This is a genomic window from Methylobacterium sp. XJLW (assembly GCF_003254375.1).
Classification (GTDB): Bacteria; Pseudomonadota; Alphaproteobacteria; order Rhizobiales; family Beijerinckiaceae; genus Methylobacterium; species Methylobacterium fujisawaense.
The window spans coordinates 674871-694280 of sequence record NZ_CP016429.1 but is presented as its reverse complement, the minus strand read 5'-3'; the positions used below and the strand labels follow the sequence as shown (position 1 = coordinate 694280).

Sequence of the window (19410 nt, the reverse complement as noted above, 5' to 3'; positions counted from 1 at the left end):
GATCGCGCCCTGTGAACCAACCGGGGATGGGCGCCGTATGTCGCGGGCAGGCAACGCGTCCCGGAATTCCGCCGCAATGATCGCAAAGCTCCGTTAACCGCGCCGGGGCCATCGAATACGCCTGTCTGTGGCGCTTCTTCGGTGGCGGGCTAAACACTGATGTCGCGGATTTCAAAACTTTCGCGGTCGCCGTTCGGGGAAGTCGCTCGGAGTCTGACCGACCGTCTGAAGCCGGCCCGGCGCCTCGCCGGGCGCTTCGCCGCCGCCGCCATCCTGGCCGGCCTCGCGGCCTGTGCCTCCAACAACGACTTCTATCCGACGAAGGGTGACGCCAAGCCCCATCCGGGCGTGGCCAAGGCCAAGCTCCACCCGATCCAGGGCATCGACATCTCGAAGTGGCAGGGCAACGTCGACTGGGCCTCGGTCCGGGCCGCCGGCACGCAGTTCGCCTTCATCAAGGCCACCGAGGGCGGCGACCACGTCGACGAGCGCTTCCGGACCAACTGGGACGGCGCGGCGCGGGCCGGCGTGCCGCGGGGCGCGTACCACTTCGTGTTCTGGTGCCGCTCCGCCAGGGAGCAGATGGACTGGTTCAAGCGGAACGTTCCGAACGACCCCACCGCTCTGCCGCCGGTCCTCGACGTCGAGTGGAACGGCCACTCGCAGACCTGCCCGAAGAAATTGCCCAAGGCCCAGGCCCTGGCGATGGTCACCGAGATGCTGGAGGAGATGGAGCGCTACACCGGCAAGCGCCCGATCATCTACACCGACATCACCTTCCACAAGGACGTGCTGGAGGGCGAACTCCCGGACTATCCGCACTGGCTGCGCTCCACCGCGGCCGAGCCGGAGCAGCGGTTCGTCAACCGTAAGTGGATGCTGTGGCAGTTCACCTCCACGGGTCGGGTCCCGGGCGTGCGGGGTGACGTCGATCGCAACGCCTTCTACGGGACCCCGTCCGACTGGGCCTCGTTCCTGGCCACCGACTGCGATCCGCGCGAGCACAGGAGACTCTCGGAGCAGGGTCTATGCACGGACAAGTAGATGGACGGCTGCAACGAAACCTAAGTTAGTTCGAGGGCGCAGCCTGCGGGGTATGGCTGGCGAGTCCGCACGCTGACGGGCGCATATCCGTGAGGGTCCCGACGGGACCCTCTCTGCCGCATCTCGCCGCCCCATGCCGATCGAACCTGCCGCCTCCACCGGCAACCTGCTCCTCGACGCGCTTTCGGGTTCGGACCGCGCGCTGATCGAACGCGATCTGGAACCGGTGACCGTCGCCAGGGGGGACACGATCCTCACGGCTGAGTCCGGCGCGAGCCCTGTGATCTTTCCCTGTGACCAGACCGTTGTCGCTCTGGTCGTCGCCACCCACGACGGCCGGATGGCGGAGACCGCGAGCGTCGGTCACGACGGGGCGGTCGGCGGGATCATCGGCCAGGGCCGGCTGCCGAACGCCGTCAGCGGGCTGGTGCAGGTGGGCGGGCGGGTGCTGCGCCTCGACGCGGACCGGCTGCGGGAGGCCGAGCGCCGATCCGCGACGTTCCGCGATCTGTTCGCCCGCTATGCCGATTGTTTCCTGGCTCAGCTGCTCCTGATCGGAGCCTGCAACGCCGTGCACCCGATCGAGCAGCGCTGCCTCCGCTGGCTGCTGACGTTGCAGGACCGGACCGGCGGCGACACCCTTCCGGTCACCCACGAGCTGATGGCCGCGATGCTCGGCGTCCAGCGGACCTACCTCACCCGGATCCTGCGGATGCTGCAGGAGCAGGGACTCCTCCGGGCGGAGCGCGGGCGCATCACGATCGTCGATCGCCGGGCGGTCTCGGCCGCCGCCTGCGCCTGCCACGCCCGCGTCCGGCTCCATTGCGAGGCGGTGCTCGGCGCGGTGTACGGGCCCGATGGTCCGCGCCGGGCCGCACCGGACGCGGATGCCGGGCCGGTGTCGCGAACGGCCTGAGGGGCCGGAGCGCGGTCAGTCGACGACGGGCACGCAGACCGGCGCTGCGAGGCCCGGGACCGGCGCCACCACCACGTCGATCCCGTAGATCAGACGCAGGAGCGCCGGGGTGACCGTGGCGGCGGACGGCCCGTCGGCGACGAGGCGGCCCCCGTGCAGGGCGACGAGGCGGTCGGCGCAGAGCAGGGCGTGACCGGGATCGTGCGTCGAGAACAGCACGGCGATGCCGGCCTGGGCGAGGCGGCGGATCTGCCCGAGGACGCGGGCCTGATTGCCGAAATCGAGGCTCGCGGTCGGCTCGTCCATGATCAGCAGCCGCGGCTCCCCGCTCAGCGCCCGGGCGATCAGGGCGAGCTGCCGCTCGCCGCCGCTGATCTCGGTGTAGACCGTGTCGGCCAAGTGCCCGATCCCCAGGGCGTCGAGGGCCTTTTCGGCCGCCGCCGCGTCGGACGGGCCGGGCGCGGCGAACGGGCCGATCCGGCTCGCCCGGCCCATCACGACGACCTCCCGTACGGTGAACGGGAAGAAGGCTGCATGCGCCTGGGGGACGGCGGCGACCATGCGGGCGATGGCGCTGCGCGACAGCCGGGACAGGTCGGTGCCGCCGAGGACGACGCGACCGCCCCGGGCGGGCAGCAGCCCGAGCAGCGTCTTGAACAGGGTGGTCTTGCCGCCGCCGTTCGGCCCGATGAGACACAGCACCTCGCCCGCGGCGAGGTCGAACGACACGCCGCTTCCGACGCTGCGGCCGCCGTAGCCGAAGGCGAGGTCCCGCACGTGGAGCAGCATCACGCGAAGCCCCGGCGCCCGGACGCCAGCAGCCAGAGGAAGAACGGGGCCCCGACCAGGGCCGTCAGGATGCCCAGCGGCACCTCGACGGTTCCCATATTCCGCGCGATCAGGTCGACCAGCACGAGGTAGCCCGCTCCGAGCGCCAGCGAGGCCGGCAGCAGCCGGCGGTAATCCGGCCCGACCAGCAGCCGGGCGATGTGCGGCACGATCAGCCCGATCCAGCCGATGACGCCGGTCATCGCGACGGCCGCCGCCGTGATCAGGGTCGCGCCGGCGATCAGGACCGGGCGCAGCACCCGCGTCTCCACGCCGAGGGTCCGCGCCTCCGCGTCGCCGAGGCTCATCAGGTTCATGCGCCAGCGCAGCAGGACGAGGGGCACGAGGCCGATCAGCATCATCGGCAGGGTGGCGGCGACGTCGCCCAGGGTGACCGAGGACAGGCTCCCCAGCAGCCAGAAGGTGATCGCCGGCAGCTGGTTGTAGGGGTCGGCCAGCACTTTCAGGAGCGAGATGCCCGCCCCGAGCACCGCGCCCACCGCCACCCCCGCCAGGACCAGGGTCAGGACCGGATCGTGCCGCCGCACGGCGAGGCCGACGCCGTAGACCGCGGCGACGGCGCCGAGCCCGCCCAGGAAGGCCAGGAGCTGGATTGGCGCCACGGGCAGGCCGAGATAGATCCCGAGCACGGCGCCGAGCCCTGCGCCGGCCGACACGCCGAGGATGTCGGGCGAGACCAGCGGGTTACGGAACAGGCCCTGGTAGGTCGCCCCGGCCGCCGACAATGCTGCGCCGACCACCAGAGCGGCGATCACCCGGGGCAGCCGCACCTGCATCACCACGGTCTCCGCCGCGGCCGGCGCGCGCAGGGGCAGGCCGAGCAGATGGTGCCCGAGGATTGCGGCAAGGTCCGCGGGCGCGACCGGATATTGGCCGACCGCCAAGGCGAGCACGGCCAGCGCCAGCAGAGCCAATCCGGACAAAAGCGCCGCGGAAATCCGCAGGCGGCTGCGGGTGCGAAGTCCGATCGCCTCGGCCGCAGCCGGGATGTCGCTCATTTCGGCGCGTCCGGTTCCGTGCCCGGGGGCCTCGGTCCGAGGAGGGCGGCGACCTGATCGCCGTCGAGATCGACGTGGTAGAAATCCCGGTAGAAGGCGCGCACCACGTCGGGCATCGGTTCCGGGAACAGGTCCGGGTGGAGCCGGGCCGCCAGCCAGCGCAGGCCGATCAGGCGGTTGACCCCCGGAGGCGCGTCGAACCACGGGAACGGCTGAAGCGGCGCCACGTAGATCCGCCCCGTCTGGACGGCCCTGATGGTCCGCCACAGCGGGTCGGTGCGCAGCCCGGCCGCGAAGGCCGGGTCGAGGGTGACGATCACGTCCGGGTTCCAGGCGAGGACCTGTTCGGGCGAGACGTTGCCGAGGCGACCGCCGCCGTCCTGCGCGACGTTGCGGCCGCCCGCGGCCTCCACCAGCTCGGTGTTGATCGATCCGGCGAAGCCCGTCTCCAGGCCACGCGGGCCGCGCGCGTAATAGACCCGGGGCCGCCGGTCCTCGGGGAGCGTCGCCACGGCGCGGTCCACCCTGTCGGCGAGAGCCTTGGCCTCGGCCGCCAGGGCATCCGCCGCGGATTGACGGCCCAGCGCGGCGCCGAGCTGCCGGTAGGCTTCCGGACTCTTCGCGAAGCTGCCGTCGAGGAGGATGTAGGGAATCCCGGTCTGCGCCTGGATCCGGTCGGCGAGGGACGCGTAGGTCGGCCCGAGGCTCCCCGAATCGACGATCAGGTCGGGCTTGGCGGCCAGGACCGCCTCGACATTGGCCGTGCCGCCCCGACCGGTCAGGCGGCCATAGGCCGGCAGCGTTCGGGTCCGGGGCTCGAGGAAGGGCAGCGCTTCGGGATGCGGTGCGGTCACCCAGCCGGCCATCAGGTCCGGCGCCAGGGTGTAGAGCAGCACGGCGGCCGGCGGCCCCGCGGCGAGCACCCGCCCGATCCTTTCGGGAAGTTCGACCGTGCGGCCGGCCGCATCCGTGAACGGACGCGCCGCGGCCGCCCCGGATGCCACCAGCAGCAGGATCAGCGCCGCGGCCAGGGATGCCCGGCGACCGGGGCTCGATGGCATCAGACGGATGTCCGCTCGAGGATCTCGATCAGCGCGCCGTCCGGTCCCTCCACGAAGGCGATCCGCAGGCCGGGCCCGCGCTCGGTGATGCCGGTCCGCACCGTCACGCCCCGGGCGGTGAGATCGGCCATCGCCGCCTCGATGTCGGCGACGCGCAATCCGACATGCTCGATCCCGAGGCAGGGCGTGGTCGCCGCGGGCGCGATCTCGGCCGGGGCCTGCTCGATGAAGACGGCGAGGCCGCCGAGGTCGAGCACGACACGCTGCACCGGATCCGTGCCGACGCGCTTGACCTCGCGGGCTCCGAACGTCGCGATGTAGAAGGATGCGGCCGCGACGGCGTCGCGGCTGCGCAGGTGGAGGTGGTCGCAGGCGTAGTGCATCGGCTCTCCGGCCTCGGGTGATTCCGGCGCGAGCGGCCTCCGGCCCGATCCCGCCGGAGGCGCCGGTCGGCGCCGCCTCCGACGATAGGGCCGGCCCGCAGCCGCGGCGAGATCGGCCGCTTGACGTTCGGCACGAACCCGCAGACTTTCGCCGACAGGACCGTTGCAGGGATGCAACATCCATCCCACATCCGGCTGGCGAAGCGATATCGCACAGCCAACCGCACAGCCAAGAGATCCATGCGCAATCCCTACGACGTGCTGGGCGTGGCCAAGGGGGCGAGCGAGGCCGAGATCAAGAAGGCCTATCGCAAGCTCGCCAAGGACTTCCACCCCGACCGCAACAAGAACGACGTGAAGGCCAAGGACCGTTTCGCCGAGGCGAACTCGGCCTATGAGATCCTGGGCGACGCCGAGAAGCGCAAGCAGTTCGACCGCGGCGAGATCGACGCCGAGGGCAAGCCGCGCGCGACCGGCTTCGAGGGGTTCGGCGGCTTCGGCGGCGGCCGCGGGGGCAATTTCGACTTCGAGCACATGGCCCGCGCCCAGCGCGGCGGCGGCATGGGCGGCGGCGGGATGGGCGAGGACATCTTCTCGCACATTTTCGGCGAGGCCTTCCGCGCCGGCGGGGCCGGACCGGGCGGTCAGCGCCAGCCCGCCAAGGGCGAAGACGTCGCCGCAGAGCTGTCGGTGACCCTGGAGCAGGTCGCCAGCGAGGAGAAGCTGCGCCTCGCCTTGCCCACCGGCCGGGAGGTCGACGTGATGATCCCCCGTGGCGTGATCGACGGCCAGACCATCCGGCTGCGCGGTCTCGGCCAGAGCGGCGGCCTCCGGGGGGAGCCGGGCGACGCCTTGCTGACGATCCGGATCCGCCCGCATCCGCGCTTCACCGTCGAGGGGGCCGACCTGCGCACCACCGTCGATGTTCCCCTGGAGGATGCCGTGCTCGGCGGGACGATCCGCGTGCCGACGCTCACCGGCGTCGTCGAGATGAAGATCCCGACGATGACGAGTTCCGGCCGCACCTTCCGCCTGCGCGGCAAGGGCCTGCCGAAGAAGGACGGCACCCCCGGGGACCTGTTCGCCACCACGGCGATCGTCCTGCCGGAGGGCGAGGATGCGGCCCTGGCGGACTTCGCCCGCAGCCGGCGTGCCGCCAAGGCGGCCTGACGGCCTCGCGAACCGGACACCGAGGCCGGCTTGACGGCGCTCGGTGTCGCCCCGGACTTCCGTCGCCGGGCCGCCTCCGCTAAGGAGGCCCCCCGGCCCCGAAAGGGGTCGCGCGGCTTCGGGATCGATCATGGCGGAACACGGGCAGGGCCTTCTGGCGGGCAAGCGGGGCATCGTCCTCGGGGTCGCCAACAACCGCTCGATCGCCTGGGGCATCGCCCGCAGCGCCCGCGCCCACGGTGCCGAACTCGCCTTCACCTATCAGGGCGATGCCCTGCGCAAGCGGGTCGAGCCCCTCGCCAAGGAGCTCGACGCCCACGTCATCGGGCATTGCGACGTCACCGAGGCGGCCACGATCGACGCGGTCTTCGCGGAGGCCGCGAAGGTCTTCCCCGACGGCATCGATTTCGTCGTCCACTGCGTCGCCTTCTCCGACAAGGACGAGCTGACCGGCCGCTATATCGAGACCTCCGAGGACAACTTCACCAAGTCGCTCCTGGTCTCGTGCTACTCGTTCACCGCCGTGGCCCAGCGTGCCGAGAAGATCATGCGCCCGGGCGGCTCCCTCGTGACGCTGACCTATTACGGCGCCGAGAAGTGGATGCCGCATTACAACGTGATGGGCGTAGCCAAGGCGGCCCTGGAGGCGTCGGTGCGCTACCTCGCGGCCGATCTCGGCCCGAAGAACATCCGGGTCAACGCGATCTCGGCGGGCCCGATCAAGACCCTCGCCGCCTCCGGGATCGGCGATTTCCGCTACATCCTGAAGTGGAACGAGTACAACGCGCCCCTGCGCCGGACCGTGACGATCGGGGAGGTCGGCGAGACCGCGTCCTACCTCGTCTCCGACATGGCGGCGGGCATGACCGGCGAGATCCTCCACGTGGACGCCGGCTACCACGTCGTCGGCATGAAGAATCCCGAGGCTCCGGACCTCACCCTCGACAAGGATTGAGGCGCGCTCCGTCACCGCACGCGCCGCGCGCGGCCAGACGGCTCTTCGCACGGTCCGATTGGATCGGGGTCAATCCTCATCCGCGTCGGCGAAGTCCCCCGAGAGCTTGAGCCCGTCGATCCAGGTCTCGCCGTCACGCTTGATGACGGTGCGCGGCCGGACGCGCCCGTGCTCCGCGATCCCCGCCGCCAGCCGCTCCGAATGGGTCACGAGCCAGACCTGGGTGCGTTCTGCGGCCCGCGCGATCAGCCGCGCCAGCGGATCCATGAGATCGGGATGCAGGCTGGTCTCGGGCTCGTTCAGGGCGATGAACGGCGGCAAGCGGTATCCGAGCAGGGCGCCCGCGAGGGCGAGGTAGCGCAGGGTGCCGTCCGACAGTTCCGGCGGATCGAAGATCCGGACGGGGAAGTCGGGAAAGCGCAGGCCGAAGCTGGCGTGACGGCCCGGCTCGGGGATGACGAGCCCCGCACCCGGGAAGGCGGCGTCGACGGCCTCGTCGATCTCGGCGGTGTCCTGCCGGATATGCGCCAGGGTGGCGAAGACGGCGGCGAGGTCCGAGCCGTCCGAGGCCAGCGTCGGCGTCGTCACCGCGAGGCATGGCCGGCGTAGGGGCGAATCGGCATCCGTCCGGAAATCGTGGTGGAAGCGCCATCCCGCCAAGGCGAGGCGGACCAGGGCGATCTCGGGAAGCCCTGTGGCGTCGAGGAGGCTGCCCAGCGCGGTCTCGGTCGCCAGCAGATCCCCGCCGAGGGAGCGTTTGGCGCCCGCCTCGTCGCGGACGAAGCCGCTGCGCCCGTCGCGATCGAGGAGTACGGCCGTGCGGCCGCGGGTGCGGACCGTCAGGCGCTCGGCCTTCACCTGCGGCTCCTTTCGAAAGGCCGCGCCGAAAATCGAGTCGCCGGCCTGCTGCACCAGCCCGACCTCCACCGTGTAGTGGAAGTCCTGGCCGGTGCCGTCGTGGCGCAGGGTGGCCGACAGGCAGATCCGCGCGGCCTCGCCCTGCCGACGGCGACCCGCCCACAGGGCCGAGTCCATCCCGCCCTCCGCGGCGAGATCGCGGGTGAGCGTACCCCGGGCCGCCGCCTGCAGGAGCTCGAGCGAGCGGTACAGGTTGGTCTTGCCCGTGCCGTTGCCCCCGACGAAGACCGACAGCCGATCGACCGGGAAGCTGATCCGCCGCAGCGAGCGGTAGCCCGAGACCGCGATTTCCCGAACCACCAGCATCTCGGGCCTCCCCCCGTCAGTCGGGCACCGTGAGATCCGCGATGCCCTTCGAGGCCTCCGGGAATCGCGGATCCATGGCCTCCAGTGTATCGGCCACGGTCCGGGCAATCACGTAGTTGCGGAACCACTTGTGGTTGGCCGGCACCACCAGCCAGGGCGCATGGGGCGTCGAGCAGCGGCCGAGGGCGTCCGCGAAGGCCTGCTGGTAGGCGTCCCAGGACTTCCGCTCGACCAGATCGGCGGGATCGAATTTCCAGCGCTTCTCCGGATCGGCGATCCGGGCCTCCAGGCGCTTCTTCTGCTCGGCCCGGGAGATGTGCAGGAAGAACTTGATCACGGTTGTGCCGGACTCGGTGAGCAGGCGCTCGAAGTCGTTGATGCGGCCGTAGCGGCTCTGCCAGACCGCATCCGGCACGAGGCCCTTCACCCGCACCACCAGCACGTCCTCGTAGTGGCTGCGGTTGAACACCCCGATCATGCCGCGTCCCGGCACGCGGGCGTGGTAGCGCCACAAGAAGTCGTGATCGAGTTCCTCGCTTGAGGGCACCTTGAACGAGGCCACGGTGCAGCCCTGGGGGTTCACGCCCTGCAGGACCGAGCGGATCGTCCCGTCCTTGCCGCCGGTATCGATCGCCTGGAACACCAGCAGCAGGCTGCGGGCGCGTTCGGCATAGAGGCGCTCCTGGAGGGCGACGATGCGCGCCCGCTCCCCGGCCAGGGCCTCCTTCGCCCAGGCCTTATCCAGGCCGCCATCGGCGTCGGCCTCCACCGCGGAGAGGTCGAAGGCCGCGCCCGGCTCCACCGTGACGATGCCCGGGGCGGCGAGGATGGGGATCTGGCGGTGGCCGTCCAGGGCGGCCGGGATTGTCCCGGCGATCGTGTCCGCGGAACCCGCCCAGCGGGCCGTCGACGGGCGGGGCGGCCGGGGCGATCCATGCAGGTCTGCCTCACCTGTCATGTCATCGGGACGTTTGTGGCCGCGATGATGCTTGCCGTGCTTCTTGGACATGGGGCAGGACCTGTATCCGGATATTGCCGACCGACGGCGAGAACGGCCGGCGATCCAGGCCGTTCCGGATTCCTGCGCAGGACGGGGTTGAGACGGTTGGGTACGATCTACTTCATCCGGCACGGCCAGACCGCCTGGAACGCCGAGGGACGCCTCCAGGGCGGGCGCGACACGGACCTCAACGCCCAGGGCGAGGCGCAGGCGGCGGCCGTCGCGGAACGCCTCGCCGCGGCGGCGGGGGCGACGCTGGCGGAGGCCGATTTCGTCGCGAGCCCGCTCAAGCGCACCCGGCGCACCATGGAGATCCTCCGGACGGCCCTCGGCCTGCCGCCGGCGGCGTACCGGACCGATCCGCGCCTGCGCGAGATCGGTTTCGGCAGCTGGGAGGGCTCCACCTGGGCGGAGATCCGCCGCCGCGACCCGGCGGGGGCGGCCGGCCGCGACCGGGACCGCTGGCATTACCGTCCGCCCGGCCTCGGCGCCGAGAGCTACGCCGCCCTGGTCGAGCGCGTCGGCCCGATGATCGCGGCCCTGGAGCGGGATACGGTGGTCGTCGCCCATGGCGGCGTGGCACGGGCGGCCCTCGTCGCCCTCGGTCATCTCGACATCTACGCCGCGCCCCGCCTCGGAATCCGGCAGGGCGAGGTCCTGATCCTCGAGCCCGGTGGCTGGCGCTGGGCTTGATCCCGTGCGCCTGCGCAGTGCAAGGCCGCCTCGATAACGGCATGATCGGCAGGCTATAGGGCGGCGGCCAGGACAGGCGCCGGCTCGAGCGGCCGGCTAGCGGAGCAGCGGATGAGCGACGTCGCCGAAAAGACCCGGCCCGGCCCGGTGGCCGGGGAGCGCGACCGTCCCGGGGACGCGGCGATCCTGCGCGGCGACCACCGGCCCGACCTGATCCGCGACGAGGTCCTGGCCGAGATCTTCCTGCACGCCGCCGAGACCCGGCCCGACCATCCCTGCCTCGTCGACGGCGCCCGCGTGGCGGCCGGCGGCGTCCACCCGCACCTGACCTACGCGGAGGTCGCCGCCCGGGCCGGCCGGATCGCCGCCGGCCTCGCCCATCGCGGCATCGGCCCCGGCGACGTCGTCGGCCTGTGGATGGCCCGCGGCCCGGACCTCCTCGTGGCGCAGATCGGCATCACGATGTCGGGGGCGGCGTGGCTGCCCTTCGACGCCGAGGCGCCGGCCGATCGGGTCGGCGTGTGCCTCACCGATGCGAGCGCGAAGGCGCTGCTGGTCTCGCCGGCGCTGGCGGCCGCGGCGCCCGACGGGACGCCCGCCCTGACGCCCGCCGATCTCGACGCGGGGACGCCCGCCGATGCGCCCGAGCCGGACCCGCGCGCCGCCGGACTGACGCCCGAGCATCCCGCCTACCTGATCTACACCTCGGGCTCGACCGGCGTGCCCAAGGGCATCGTCATCAGCCACGCCAACATCTGCCACTTCCTCCGGTCGGGGAACGCCCTCTACGGCATGCGCGCCGACGACGTGGTGTTCCAGGGGGCCTCGGTGGCCTTCGATCTCTCGATGGAGGAGATCTGGGTCCCGTACCTCGTGGGCGCGACCCTGTTCGTGGCGAGCCCCGCCATGATGGGCGACCTGGAATCGCTGCCGGGCATCCTGGAGGCGGAGGGGATTACGGTGCTCGACACCGTGCCGACGCTGCTGGCGATGATCTCCGGCGACCTGCCGCGGGTCCGCCTCGTCCTGCTCGGCGGCGAGGCGCTGCCCGAGCCGCTGATCGCCCGCTGGGCGACGGGCGGGCGCCAGCTGTTCAACACCTACGGGCCCACGGAGGCCACCGTGGTGGCGACCGCCGCCGAGATGCGGCCCGGCGAGCCGGTGACCATCGGCGGCCCGATCCCGAACTATTCCGTCTATGTCGCCGGCGAGGACCTCGCCCTGCTCGGCCGCGACCAGCAGGGCGAGCTGCTGATCGGCGGCCCCGGCGTGGCGCGGGGCTACCTCGCCCGTCCGGAGCTGACGGCGGAGAAGTTCATCGCCAACCCCTTCGCGTCCGACGGGACCGATCCGGTGCTCTACCGCTCGGGCGACGCGGTCTCCCTCGATGCCGAGGGCCGGATCGTGTTCCACGGCCGGATCGACGATCAGGTGAAGATCCGCGGCTTCCGCGTGGAGCTGGGCGAGATCGAGTCCCGGATCCGGGCGGTGCCCGACATCAACCAGGCCGCCGTCGTGCTCCGGCAGGACGACGGCGTCGACCGCCTCGTCGCCTTCCTGATCCCGGAGCGCGGCCGCGCCATCGACGCCGCGGCCCTGCGCCGGACGCTTGCCGGGCAGATGCCGCCCTACATGGTGCCCGGCCATTTCGAGGTGGCCGAGTCGCTCCCGCGCCTGACCTCCGGCAAGGTCGATCGCAAGGCGCTGAAGATTGCCCCGCTGACGGTGGTGGCCGCCGACGGCGAGCAGGAGCCCCCCGCCAACGAGACCGAGGCAGCCCTCGTCGCGGCTGCCAAGCAGGTCTTCGGCAACCAGCCGATCGCCCTCGAGGGCGATTTCTTCGCCGATCTCGGCGGGCATTCCCTGCTCGCCGCCCGCTTCGTCTCGGCGGTGCGCGAGAACCCGCCGCTCGCCGGCATCACCCTGCCGGACGTCTATGCCCTGCGCACGATGCGGGCCATGGCGGACGCGCTGATCGCCCGCACGGGCGGGATGGGCGCCGGGGCCGCGACCCGTGACCTGAGCTTCGAACCGCCGCCGCTGCTGCGCCGGGCGCTGTGCGGCCTCGCGCAACTCGTCGCGCTGCCCTTCGTCATCGCCCTGGCCACTGCGCAATGGCTCGGCATGTTCGTGACCTACCTGCTGCTCACCGGCGGCGGTCTCAGCTTCTTCGCCGAACTCGGGGTGCTGCTCCTCGTCTACGTGGCGATCAACGGCGTGACCGCAGTGGCCGCGGTGGCCGGCAAGTGGCTGATCCTCGGCCGGACCAAGCCGGGCCGCTATCCGCTCTGGGGCGCCTATTATTACCGCTGGTGGCTCGCGCAGCGGCTGGCCCCGCTGGTCCATGTGAAGTGGCTCCAAGGTTCGCCGGCCATCGCCATCTACCTGCGTCTGATGGGCGCCCGGATCGGGCGTGACACCCTGATCTCCGACATCGAGATCGGCGCGCCCGACCTCCTGACCATCGGAGACGGCGCATCGCTCGGCGGTCGTCTTGTCATCGCCAACGCCGAGATCGTCGGCAACGAGCTTGTCATCGGCCGGGTCGAGATCGGCGCGGATGCGGCGGTGGGAACCTCCTGCGTCATCAGCCACGACACGGTGATCGGGCCGCTGGCGGAGATCGCCGACCTGACCACGATCCCCGTGGGCTCGCGGGTCGGGGCGGCCGAGCGCTGGGACGGTTCACCCGGCCGCAAGGTCGGGATGGCGGACCCCTCGGACCTGCCCGTGCCCGCCGAGGCCTCCTTCGCGCGCCGCAGCGCCTTCATGGCGGCCTATGTCGTCCTGCTCGGCGCGATCCCCGCGGTCGGCCTGCTGCCGATCTTCCCGGCCTTCTTCATCTTCGACCAGATCTCGGATTCGTTCTCCGACATCACCGACGTCGACTACCACTGGTACCTGCCGATCCTCACCTGGCCCACGGCCATGCTGATGACTGCCGGCACGGTGCTGCTGATCGCCGGCATCCGCTGGATCGTGCTGCCGCGGACGCGCTCGGGCACCTACTCGGTCCATTCCCTGTTCTACCTGCGGAAATGGTCGCTGGCGCTCGCCGTCGAGGTGACCCTGGAGACGCTCTCGTCGCTGTTCGCGACCGTCTACATGCGGGCCTGGTACCGGCTGATGGGCGCCAATATGGGCCACGGCGCCGAGATCTCGACCAACCTCGCGGGCCGCTACGATCTCGCCGAGGTCGGCGCGAAGAACTTCGTCGCCGACGAGGTGGTGTACGGCGAGGAGGAGATCCGGCGCGGCTGGATGCACCTGGAGCCGACCCGCACCGGGGCGCGGGTCTTCGTCGGCAACGATGCCGTGGTGCCGCCGGGCGCCGTCATCCCCGACGACGTGCTCATCGGCATCAAGTCGAAGCCGCCCGAGAATGCCGCCATGAGTCCCGGCGAGACGTGGTTCGGCTCCCCGCCGATCCGGCTGCCGGCCCGCCAGAAGGTCGATCTCGGCTCGACCGCCCAGACCTACGAGCCCGGCGCCTGGCCGAAGATCCGGCGCGGCGTGTTCGAGGCCTTCGCGACCTCGTTCTCGCCGATGCTCTACATCACCCTCGCGATCACGGTGATCGACTGGTACTTCTACCCGGCCATCCTGGAGCAGGACTGGTGGGGGTTGGCCTTCAGCTTCGTCGCGGCGAGCGTCGCCATCGCGCTGATCCAGTCGTCCGCCGTCATCGCGATGAAATGGCTGCTGATGGGCGTCTACAAGCCCGGCATGCAGCCGATGTGGTCGTGGTGGGCGATGCGCACCGAGGCGATCGCCGTGGCCTATTGGGGACTCGCCGGCAAGGTGCTGCTCGAGCATCTCCAGGGCACGCCCTTCCTGCCCTGGGTGCTGCGGCTGTTCGGGGTGAAGGTCGGCAAGGGGGTGTGCATGCTCACCACCGACATCACCGAGTTCGACTGCGTCACCATCGGCGACTACGCCACCATCAACCGGGTCTCGGCGCTGCAGACGCACCTGTACGAGGACCGGATCATGAAGATCGGCCGCGTCGTCGTCGGCCGGGGCGTCTCGGTGGGCGCGTTCTCGACCGTGCTGTACGATACGAAGGTCGGCGATTTCGCCCGCCTGCGTCCGCTCACCATCGTCATGAAGGGCGAGTCGATCCCCGCCAACACCGAGTGGGAGGGGGCGCCCCCGGTGCCGGTGATCCACCGCGCCTGACCGTGGCCCCGGTCAACGGATCTTGGCGGTGTACTAGCTCGTCTACGAGCGAGTGATGCCGCCAAGCTAACTTATTGTAATGTCTAGCCTGCGATATTAGTATAGATTGAGATGCCGAGCCGTTCCCCCAGCAATGCCGGGATGGGACGGCGCCATCGTTCGAGCCGAGGATCGACAGTCGTCCGTGCAACTCGATCCCGCGACTCTGCTGGTCGTCAGCGCGGCGACGACCTTTCTGGTCGGCGTGTTGTTCATGGCCTCATGGCGGCAGGCTCCCGGATCCCGGACGCTCGCCCTCTGGGGCATGGCGCACCTCGTCGGGGCGGCCGGGTCGGCCGGCCTCGCGTTGCGCAATCAGATCCCCGACCTGATCTCGGTGGGCTTGGCCAACGCGGTGGTGCTGGCTGCCTACGGCCTCATCTGGAGCGGAGTCCGTACCTTCGAGCATCGCGAGCCACGGACGGGCGTCGCGATGGCGGGTGCCCTCGGATGGTGCGTCCTGTGTCTGATCCCGGCCTTCTATGCCGCGATCGAGGCCCGCATCCTCTACGCCTCGGCCGTGGCGGCCCTCTATTGCGGCGCTGCGACCGCGGAGATCTGGCGCGGTCGCGCCGAGCAACTCGCCTCCCGGATCGCGGCCGCGACCATTCTCGGCCTGCACAGCGCCTTCTACGTCCTGCGGATCCCCGCGACCGTCATGGCGCCGCCGCAGCCGGGCCTGAGCCCGCTCGCCTCTCCCTGGGTGGCGATCCTGTGCTTCGTCACTCTGATGTTCTCCATCGCCTCGGCCTTCACCTTCATGGCGCTGGTCAAGGAGCGGGCCGAGCGCGAGCAGCGAATCGCCGCCTCCACGGACGCCCTCACCGGGGTGCGCAACCGCCGGTCCTTCACCAGGGCCGCCGAGCGGGCGATGGCCGAGTATCCCGACGTCGCCCTGCTGCTGTTCGACCTCGACCGGTTCAAGGCGGTGAACGACCGTTACGGTCATGGGGTCGGCGATGCGGTCCTGATGGGCTTCTGCGCCATGGCGACGTCGCTCTTGCCCAAGGAGGCGCTGCTGGGCCGCCTGGGCGGCGAGGAATTCGCCTGTCTGCTGCCGGACGTCTCGCCCGCCGAGGCCCTGGGTCGGGCCGAGGAACTGCGCCGGACCTTCGCGCAGCTTCACGTCCCCGAATTGCCGGGCCTCAGCGTCAGCGTCAGCATCGGGATCGCGCAGGCCCGGCCCGGGGTCGCGTTCGATGCGCTGATGCAGCGGGCCGATGCGGCGCTCTACGCCGCCAAGGAGGGTGGGCGCGACCGGGTCGCCGTGGCGGAATCGGTCGCGGTCCGCGCCGCCTGACGCGCGGCCGGGTCGCTCACGCCAGGGCGCGGGCCGCCTCGGAGACCTTCCGCACCGACGTGTCGACGACGGCCGCCGAGGCGGCGATCTCCGCCATGGCGGCGTGAACGGCCGCGACGCTCTGCGCGGCGGCCTGCATGTTCTCGGTCATGTCGCGGGTCACCGTCGCCTGTTCGGTCACGGCTGACGACATGCTCAGCGAGAGCGCACTCAGCTGTTCGATCGTCCCGCCGATCCCGTCGATCGCCGCGACCGCCCGCGCGGTCTCGGCCTGCACGGCGGCGATCTGGGTGCCGATCTCTCCGGTCGCCTTTGCGGTCTGCCCGGCGAGGGCCTTCACCTCGGCGGCCACCACGGCGAAGCCCCTGCCGGCCGCCCCGGCCCGGGCCGCCTCGATGGTGGCATTCAGCGCCAGCAGATTCGTCTGGTCGGCGATGGAACGGATCAGGCTCACCGCCGCTCCGATCCGGTCGGCGGCGCCGGTGAGGCCCACGACGATCGCAGCCGCCTCCTCGGCGCGGGAGACGACTAGGTCGACGGACGATTTCGCCTGCAGCGCGTGACGGCTCAATTCCTCGATGGAAGCGGCGAATTCCTCCGAACCGGCCGCGACCGCTTCGACATTCTGGGTGGTCTGGCTCGACGCTTCCGCTGTGTCGTCGGCCTGCCGGACGACCCGGCTCATGGACTCGCGGATCGCCGCGATATCGGCATCGATGGCGCGCTGGCTCTCGGCCCGGCGCTGCCGATCCTCGACCTGCCGGGTCACGTCGGTGGCGAACTTGGCCACCGCGCAGGGCTTGCCGTCGGTGTCGAGGATCGGGTTGTAGGCACCGAAGATCCAGACCGTGCGGCCGCCCTTTCCGATCCGCCGGAACTCGCCGGCCTGATACTCGCCGTTGCCGAGGGCGGTCCAGAACGCGGCATAATCCGCGCTCGCCGCCTCGGCCGGCGGCAGGAACATCCGGTGATGCCGCCCGCGGATTTCCTCAAGGGTGTAGCCCAGGGTGGCCAGGAAGTTCGCGTTGGCGTCCACGATCGTGCCGTCGAGGGCAAAGCTGATCGTCGCCTGCGAGCGGTCGAGGGCCGCGATCTGGCCGGCGTAGAGCGCGTTGCGGGCGCGCTCCGCGGTGATGTCAGTGGCGAGCTTGACCACCTTGATCGGCTTGCCGCGTCGATCGAGGATCGGATTGTAAGACCCCTGGATCCAGACAATCCGGCCGGACTTGGTCAGGCGGGGGAAGGCGCGGGTCTCGTGCCGGCCGGCGCGCAGCCCGTCCCAGAAGGCGGCATAGTCCGAACCCGACCGCTCGGATTCCGGCACGAACAGGCTGTGATGCCGGCCCCGAACCTCTTCGAGGGTGTAATCGACGAGCGCGAGGAAGATCGCGTTGGCATCGGTGACCATGCCGTCGAGATCGAATTCCACGCGGGCCATCGTCCGATCGATGGCCGCGAGCAGGGCGTTGTCGCGAGAACCAAATATCGCCATTTGAAAACGTCCCTGTCTGTTTTTATTTATGAATTATATTGATCTCACAGCGATTCATTTGATCGCAGGCGCGCCGTCTCATTTGTGTTAAAGCCTAGCTTAGAGTATTGCAAATCTGTTTCACATTGGTCAATCGGCTTGTCGGCGCCTTAAAGATGGCGGACCATTTGGTAATTTTATTTGTTTCGGTCGTTATTCATGTGTATTCGGATCGAGAAATGCCGCAAATGGCTCATTCGATCGGATTTCGGGCCATCGTGCGCTGAGGTACTCAGCCGGATGGCGCGGCTCGCGGTCTGCGCTAGGACGGGGCGAACGTCGACGGGCCGATCCAAGTCGGTCGAGGCGACTGTCGGCACGGCACTGACTGGAGGTCGGACATGGACGAAGACACCCGGATCGATCGCCTGGAGATCCGTTTGACCGAGCAGGACGCGACGATCGAGGATCTGAACCGCACCGTGACCGAGCAATGGCGCGTCATCGACCGGTTGGTGCGGCAACTGGACATGCTGCGGGAGCAGGTCGAGGAGGCGGCCGCCCGGGCGGCGCCGCGGGGGCTGGAGCCGCCGCCGCCCCATTACTGACAGAGGGAGCCGGCGCGCCGGGGTGCGACGCGCCGGCCCGCGCGTCAGAAGTTCGCCTGCGTGACGAACTTGGTGACCAGGTAGGCGTCGAGCGCCTCCGGGCCGCCCTCGCTGCCGTAGCCCGAATCCTTGACGCCGCCGAACGGCGTCTCCGGCAAGGCGAGGCCGTGGTGGTTGATCGAGATCATGCCGCTCTCGACCGCGTTCGACACCCGCGCCGCCCGCTCGGCGGAGCGGGTATAGGCGTAGGCCGCGAGCCCGTAGGGCAGACGGTTGGCCTCGGCGAGCGCCTCGCCGTCGTCGGAGAACCGGTTGATCATCGCCAGGGGCCCGAAGGGCTCCTCGTTCATGATCCGGGCGGTCAGCGGCACCTCGGTAAACACCGTCGGCTCGAAGAAGTTACCCTGGTTGCCGATGCGCTTGCCGCCGGCGCGCAGCGTCGCGCCGCTCGACTCGGCGTCCGCCGCCAGCGCCGTGACGGCGTCGAGGCGCCGTCCGTGGACCAGCGGTCCCATCTTGGTCTCGGGATCGAGCCCGTCGCCGACCTTCACCGACTTGGCGAAATTGGTGAAGCCCTCGACGAAGCGGTCGAAGACCGAATCGTGCACGAGGAAGCGGGTCGGCGAGACGCACACCTGGCCGGCGTTGCGGAACTTCGAGGGGGCCAGGACGGCGACCGCCTTCTCCACGTCGGCGTCGCCGAACACGATCGCGGGGGCGTGGCCGCCGAGCTCCATCGTGGCCCGCTTCATGTGCGCGCCGGCGAGCGCCGCGAGCTTCTTGCCGACCACGGTCGAGCCGGTGAACGAGATCTTCCGGATCACCGGATGCGGGATCAGGTAGGCCGAAATGGTCTCCGGGTCGCCGTAGACCAGCGAGAGCGCGTCCCCCGGGATGCCGGCATCCAGGAAGGCGCGAACCAGGGCGGCGCAGCTCGCCGGCGTGTCCTCGGGACCTTTGAGGATCACCGTGCAGCCGGTGCAGAGCGCCGCCGAGATCTTGCGGACCGCCTGGTTGATCGGGAAGTTCCAGGGGGTGAAGCAGGCCACCGGGCCGACCGGCTCGCGCACCGCCACCTGCAGCACGCCGTCGGCGCGGGCCGGGATGACGCGGCCGTAGGCGCGCTTACCCTCCTCGGCGAACCAATCGATGATGTCGGCCGCCGCCAGGGTCTCGACCCGCGACTCGGCGAGCGGCTTGCCCTGCTCCAGGGTCATGGTCCGGGCGATCTCGTCGACCCGCGCGCGCAGGAGGTCGGCGGCTTTCCGCATCACCTTGGCGCGCTCGAAGGGCGCGACGCTGCGCCAGGCCGGGAAAGCGCGGGACGCGGCCGCCAGGGCCTCGTCGAGATCCGCCGTGGTGGCGACGGCGCACAGGCCGATCGTCTCACCCGAAGCCGGGTTCAGGACTCCCAGGGTCTCCCGGTCGGCACCCGCGCGCCAGCGCCCGGCGATGTGAAGCTCGGTATCCGGATACATCGGTCGATTCCCGCTCGGCCGCACCATCGGCCGCAGGCGGAC

Annotated in this window: 16 protein-coding genes; 8 read left to right on the top strand and 8 right to left on the bottom strand. The window is 70.6% G+C overall.

Features of this window, described 5'->3' with window-relative positions:
• Positions 1-159: 159 nt before the first annotated feature.
• A complete protein-coding gene (locus A3862_RS03140; protein ID WP_051044925.1) occupies positions 160-1044 on the top strand; it encodes a glycoside hydrolase family 25 protein in 885 nt (294 codons plus the stop codon).
• A gap of 133 nt (positions 1045-1177) precedes the next feature.
• Positions 1178-1960 carry a Crp/Fnr family transcriptional regulator gene (locus tag A3862_RS03135; protein ID WP_043760425.1) on the top strand — a complete coding sequence of 261 codons (783 nt, stop codon included), beginning with the start codon at positions 1178-1180 and terminating at the stop codon, positions 1958-1960.
• A gap of 15 nt (positions 1961-1975) precedes the next feature.
• On the opposite strand, the gene A3862_RS03130 is transcribed toward A3862_RS03135, so the two are convergent.
• From A3862_RS03130 to A3862_RS03115, 4 genes are read right to left on the bottom strand one after another with little or no spacing between them, the layout of a single operon-like run.
• Complete coding sequence (locus A3862_RS03130; RefSeq protein WP_043354159.1) at positions 1976-2749, bottom strand: ABC transporter ATP-binding protein; 774 nt, start codon at positions 2747-2749, stop codon at positions 1976-1978.
• Positions 2749-3807 carry a FecCD family ABC transporter permease gene (locus A3862_RS03125; protein WP_043760426.1) on the bottom strand — a complete coding sequence of 353 codons (1059 nt, stop codon included), beginning with the start codon at positions 3805-3807 and terminating at the stop codon, positions 2749-2751. Before A3862_RS03125 ends, A3862_RS03130 begins: the two co-directional genes overlap by 1 nt.
• Positions 3804-4868: an iron ABC transporter substrate-binding protein gene (locus A3862_RS03120; protein ID WP_043760427.1), complete on the bottom strand. Its 1065-nt coding sequence runs from the start codon at positions 4866-4868 to the stop codon at positions 3804-3806. The genes A3862_RS03125 and A3862_RS03120 overlap by 4 nt, the downstream gene beginning before the upstream one ends.
• Positions 4868-5251 (bottom strand): VOC family protein, encoded by a 384-nt coding sequence (locus A3862_RS03115; protein ID WP_043354164.1) that lies wholly within the window; start codon positions 5249-5251, stop codon positions 4868-4870. The genes A3862_RS03120 and A3862_RS03115 overlap by 1 nt, the downstream gene beginning before the upstream one ends.
• 240 nt (positions 5252-5491) lie before the next feature.
• Here A3862_RS03115 and A3862_RS03110 point away from each other — a divergent pair, with 240 nt between their 5' ends.
• Complete coding sequence (locus A3862_RS03110) at positions 5492-6421, top strand: DnaJ C-terminal domain-containing protein (protein ID WP_111473194.1); 930 nt, start codon at positions 5492-5494, stop codon at positions 6419-6421.
• A 130-nt stretch (positions 6422-6551) separates the two neighbouring features.
• Complete coding sequence (gene fabI / locus A3862_RS03105) at positions 6552-7376, top strand: enoyl-ACP reductase FabI (RefSeq protein WP_043381765.1); 825 nt, start codon at positions 6552-6554, stop codon at positions 7374-7376.
• 69 nt (positions 7377-7445) lie between these two features.
• Here fabI and A3862_RS03100 read toward each other — a convergent pair whose 3' ends face one another.
• Together A3862_RS03100 and A3862_RS03095 are read right to left on the bottom strand one after the other, a co-directional pair.
• Positions 7446-8600, bottom strand: a complete 1155-nt coding sequence (locus tag A3862_RS03100) for an AAA family ATPase (protein WP_043760428.1) — start codon at positions 8598-8600, stop codon at positions 7446-7448.
• A gap of 16 nt (positions 8601-8616) precedes the next feature.
• The gene (locus A3862_RS03095) at positions 8617-9609 is read right to left on the bottom strand and encodes a polyphosphate kinase 2 family protein (RefSeq protein WP_043760430.1); all 993 of its coding nucleotides are present in this window, start codon (positions 9607-9609) and stop codon (positions 8617-8619) included.
• A 96-nt stretch (positions 9610-9705) separates the two neighbouring features.
• Between A3862_RS03095 and A3862_RS03090 the strand changes: the two genes are divergently transcribed.
• The 3 genes from A3862_RS03090 (at position 9706) to A3862_RS03080 (ending at position 15811) form a co-directional block, all read left to right on the top strand.
• The gene (locus A3862_RS03090) at positions 9706-10293 is read left to right on the top strand and encodes a histidine phosphatase family protein (RefSeq protein ID WP_043353469.1); all 588 of its coding nucleotides are present in this window, start codon (positions 9706-9708) and stop codon (positions 10291-10293) included.
• A 111-nt stretch (positions 10294-10404) separates the two neighbouring features.
• Positions 10405-14472, top strand: a complete 4068-nt coding sequence (locus tag A3862_RS03085) for a Pls/PosA family non-ribosomal peptide synthetase (RefSeq protein WP_111473193.1) — start codon at positions 10405-10407, stop codon at positions 14470-14472.
• Between the two features lie 184 nt (positions 14473-14656).
• Entirely contained in the window at positions 14657-15811 is a 1155-nt protein-coding gene (locus A3862_RS03080) for a GGDEF domain-containing protein (protein WP_043353473.1), read from the top strand.
• A 16-nt stretch (positions 15812-15827) separates the two neighbouring features.
• Here A3862_RS03080 and A3862_RS03075 read toward each other — a convergent pair whose 3' ends face one another.
• Complete coding sequence (locus tag A3862_RS03075) at positions 15828-17303, bottom strand: methyl-accepting chemotaxis protein (protein WP_111473192.1); 1476 nt, start codon at positions 17301-17303, stop codon at positions 15828-15830.
• A 380-nt stretch (positions 17304-17683) separates the two neighbouring features.
• Between A3862_RS03075 and A3862_RS03070 the strand changes: the two genes are divergently transcribed.
• Complete coding sequence (locus A3862_RS03070) at positions 17684-17890, top strand: SlyX family protein (protein WP_043353476.1); 207 nt, start codon at positions 17684-17686, stop codon at positions 17888-17890.
• A 44-nt stretch (positions 17891-17934) separates the two neighbouring features.
• Here the strand turns inward: A3862_RS03070 and A3862_RS03065 are convergent, their stop codons facing one another.
• Positions 17935-19368 (bottom strand): NAD-dependent succinate-semialdehyde dehydrogenase, encoded by a 1434-nt coding sequence (locus tag A3862_RS03065; protein WP_043760438.1) that lies wholly within the window; start codon positions 19366-19368, stop codon positions 17935-17937.
• Between the last annotated feature and the right edge of the window lie 42 nt (positions 19369-19410).

Excerpts from the sequence above, each read along its gene's own strand:
- A3862_RS03135 (WP_043760425.1), top strand. The coding sequence starts at position 1,178 with ATGCCGATCGAACCTGCCGCCTCCACCGGCAACCTGCTCCTCGACGCG.
- A3862_RS03085 (WP_111473193.1), top strand. The coding sequence starts at position 10,405 with ATGAGCGACGTCGCCGAAAAGACCCGGCCCGGCCCGGTGGCCGGGGAG.
- A3862_RS03140 (WP_051044925.1), top strand. The coding sequence starts at position 160 with ATGTCGCGGATTTCAAAACTTTCGCGGTCGCCGTTCGGGGAAGTCGCT.
- A3862_RS03115 (WP_043354164.1), bottom strand. The coding sequence starts at position 5,251 with ATGCACTACGCCTGCGACCACCTCCACCTGCGCAGCCGCGACGCCGTC.
- A3862_RS03125 (WP_043760426.1), bottom strand. The coding sequence starts at position 3,807 with ATGAGCGACATCCCGGCTGCGGCCGAGGCGATCGGACTTCGCACCCGC.
- A3862_RS03095 (WP_043760430.1), bottom strand. The coding sequence starts at position 9,609 with ATGTCCAAGAAGCACGGCAAGCATCATCGCGGCCACAAACGTCCCGAT.
- fabI (WP_043381765.1), top strand. The coding sequence starts at position 6,552 with ATGGCGGAACACGGGCAGGGCCTTCTGGCGGGCAAGCGGGGCATCGTC.
- A3862_RS03110 (WP_111473194.1), top strand. The coding sequence starts at position 5,492 with ATGCGCAATCCCTACGACGTGCTGGGCGTGGCCAAGGGGGCGAGCGAG.
- A3862_RS03130 (WP_043354159.1), bottom strand. The coding sequence starts at position 2,749 with ATGCTGCTCCACGTGCGGGACCTCGCCTTCGGCTACGGCGGCCGCAGC.
- A3862_RS03065 (WP_043760438.1), bottom strand. The coding sequence starts at position 19,368 with ATGTATCCGGATACCGAGCTTCACATCGCCGGGCGCTGGCGCGCGGGT.
- A3862_RS03070 (WP_043353476.1), top strand. The coding sequence starts at position 17,684 with ATGGACGAAGACACCCGGATCGATCGCCTGGAGATCCGTTTGACCGAG.
- A3862_RS03120 (WP_043760427.1), bottom strand. The coding sequence starts at position 4,868 with ATGCCATCGAGCCCCGGTCGCCGGGCATCCCTGGCCGCGGCGCTGATC.
- A3862_RS03075 (WP_111473192.1), bottom strand. The coding sequence starts at position 17,303 with ATGGCGATATTTGGTTCTCGCGACAACGCCCTGCTCGCGGCCATCGAT.
- A3862_RS03100 (WP_043760428.1), bottom strand. The coding sequence starts at position 8,600 with ATGCTGGTGGTTCGGGAAATCGCGGTCTCGGGCTACCGCTCGCTGCGG.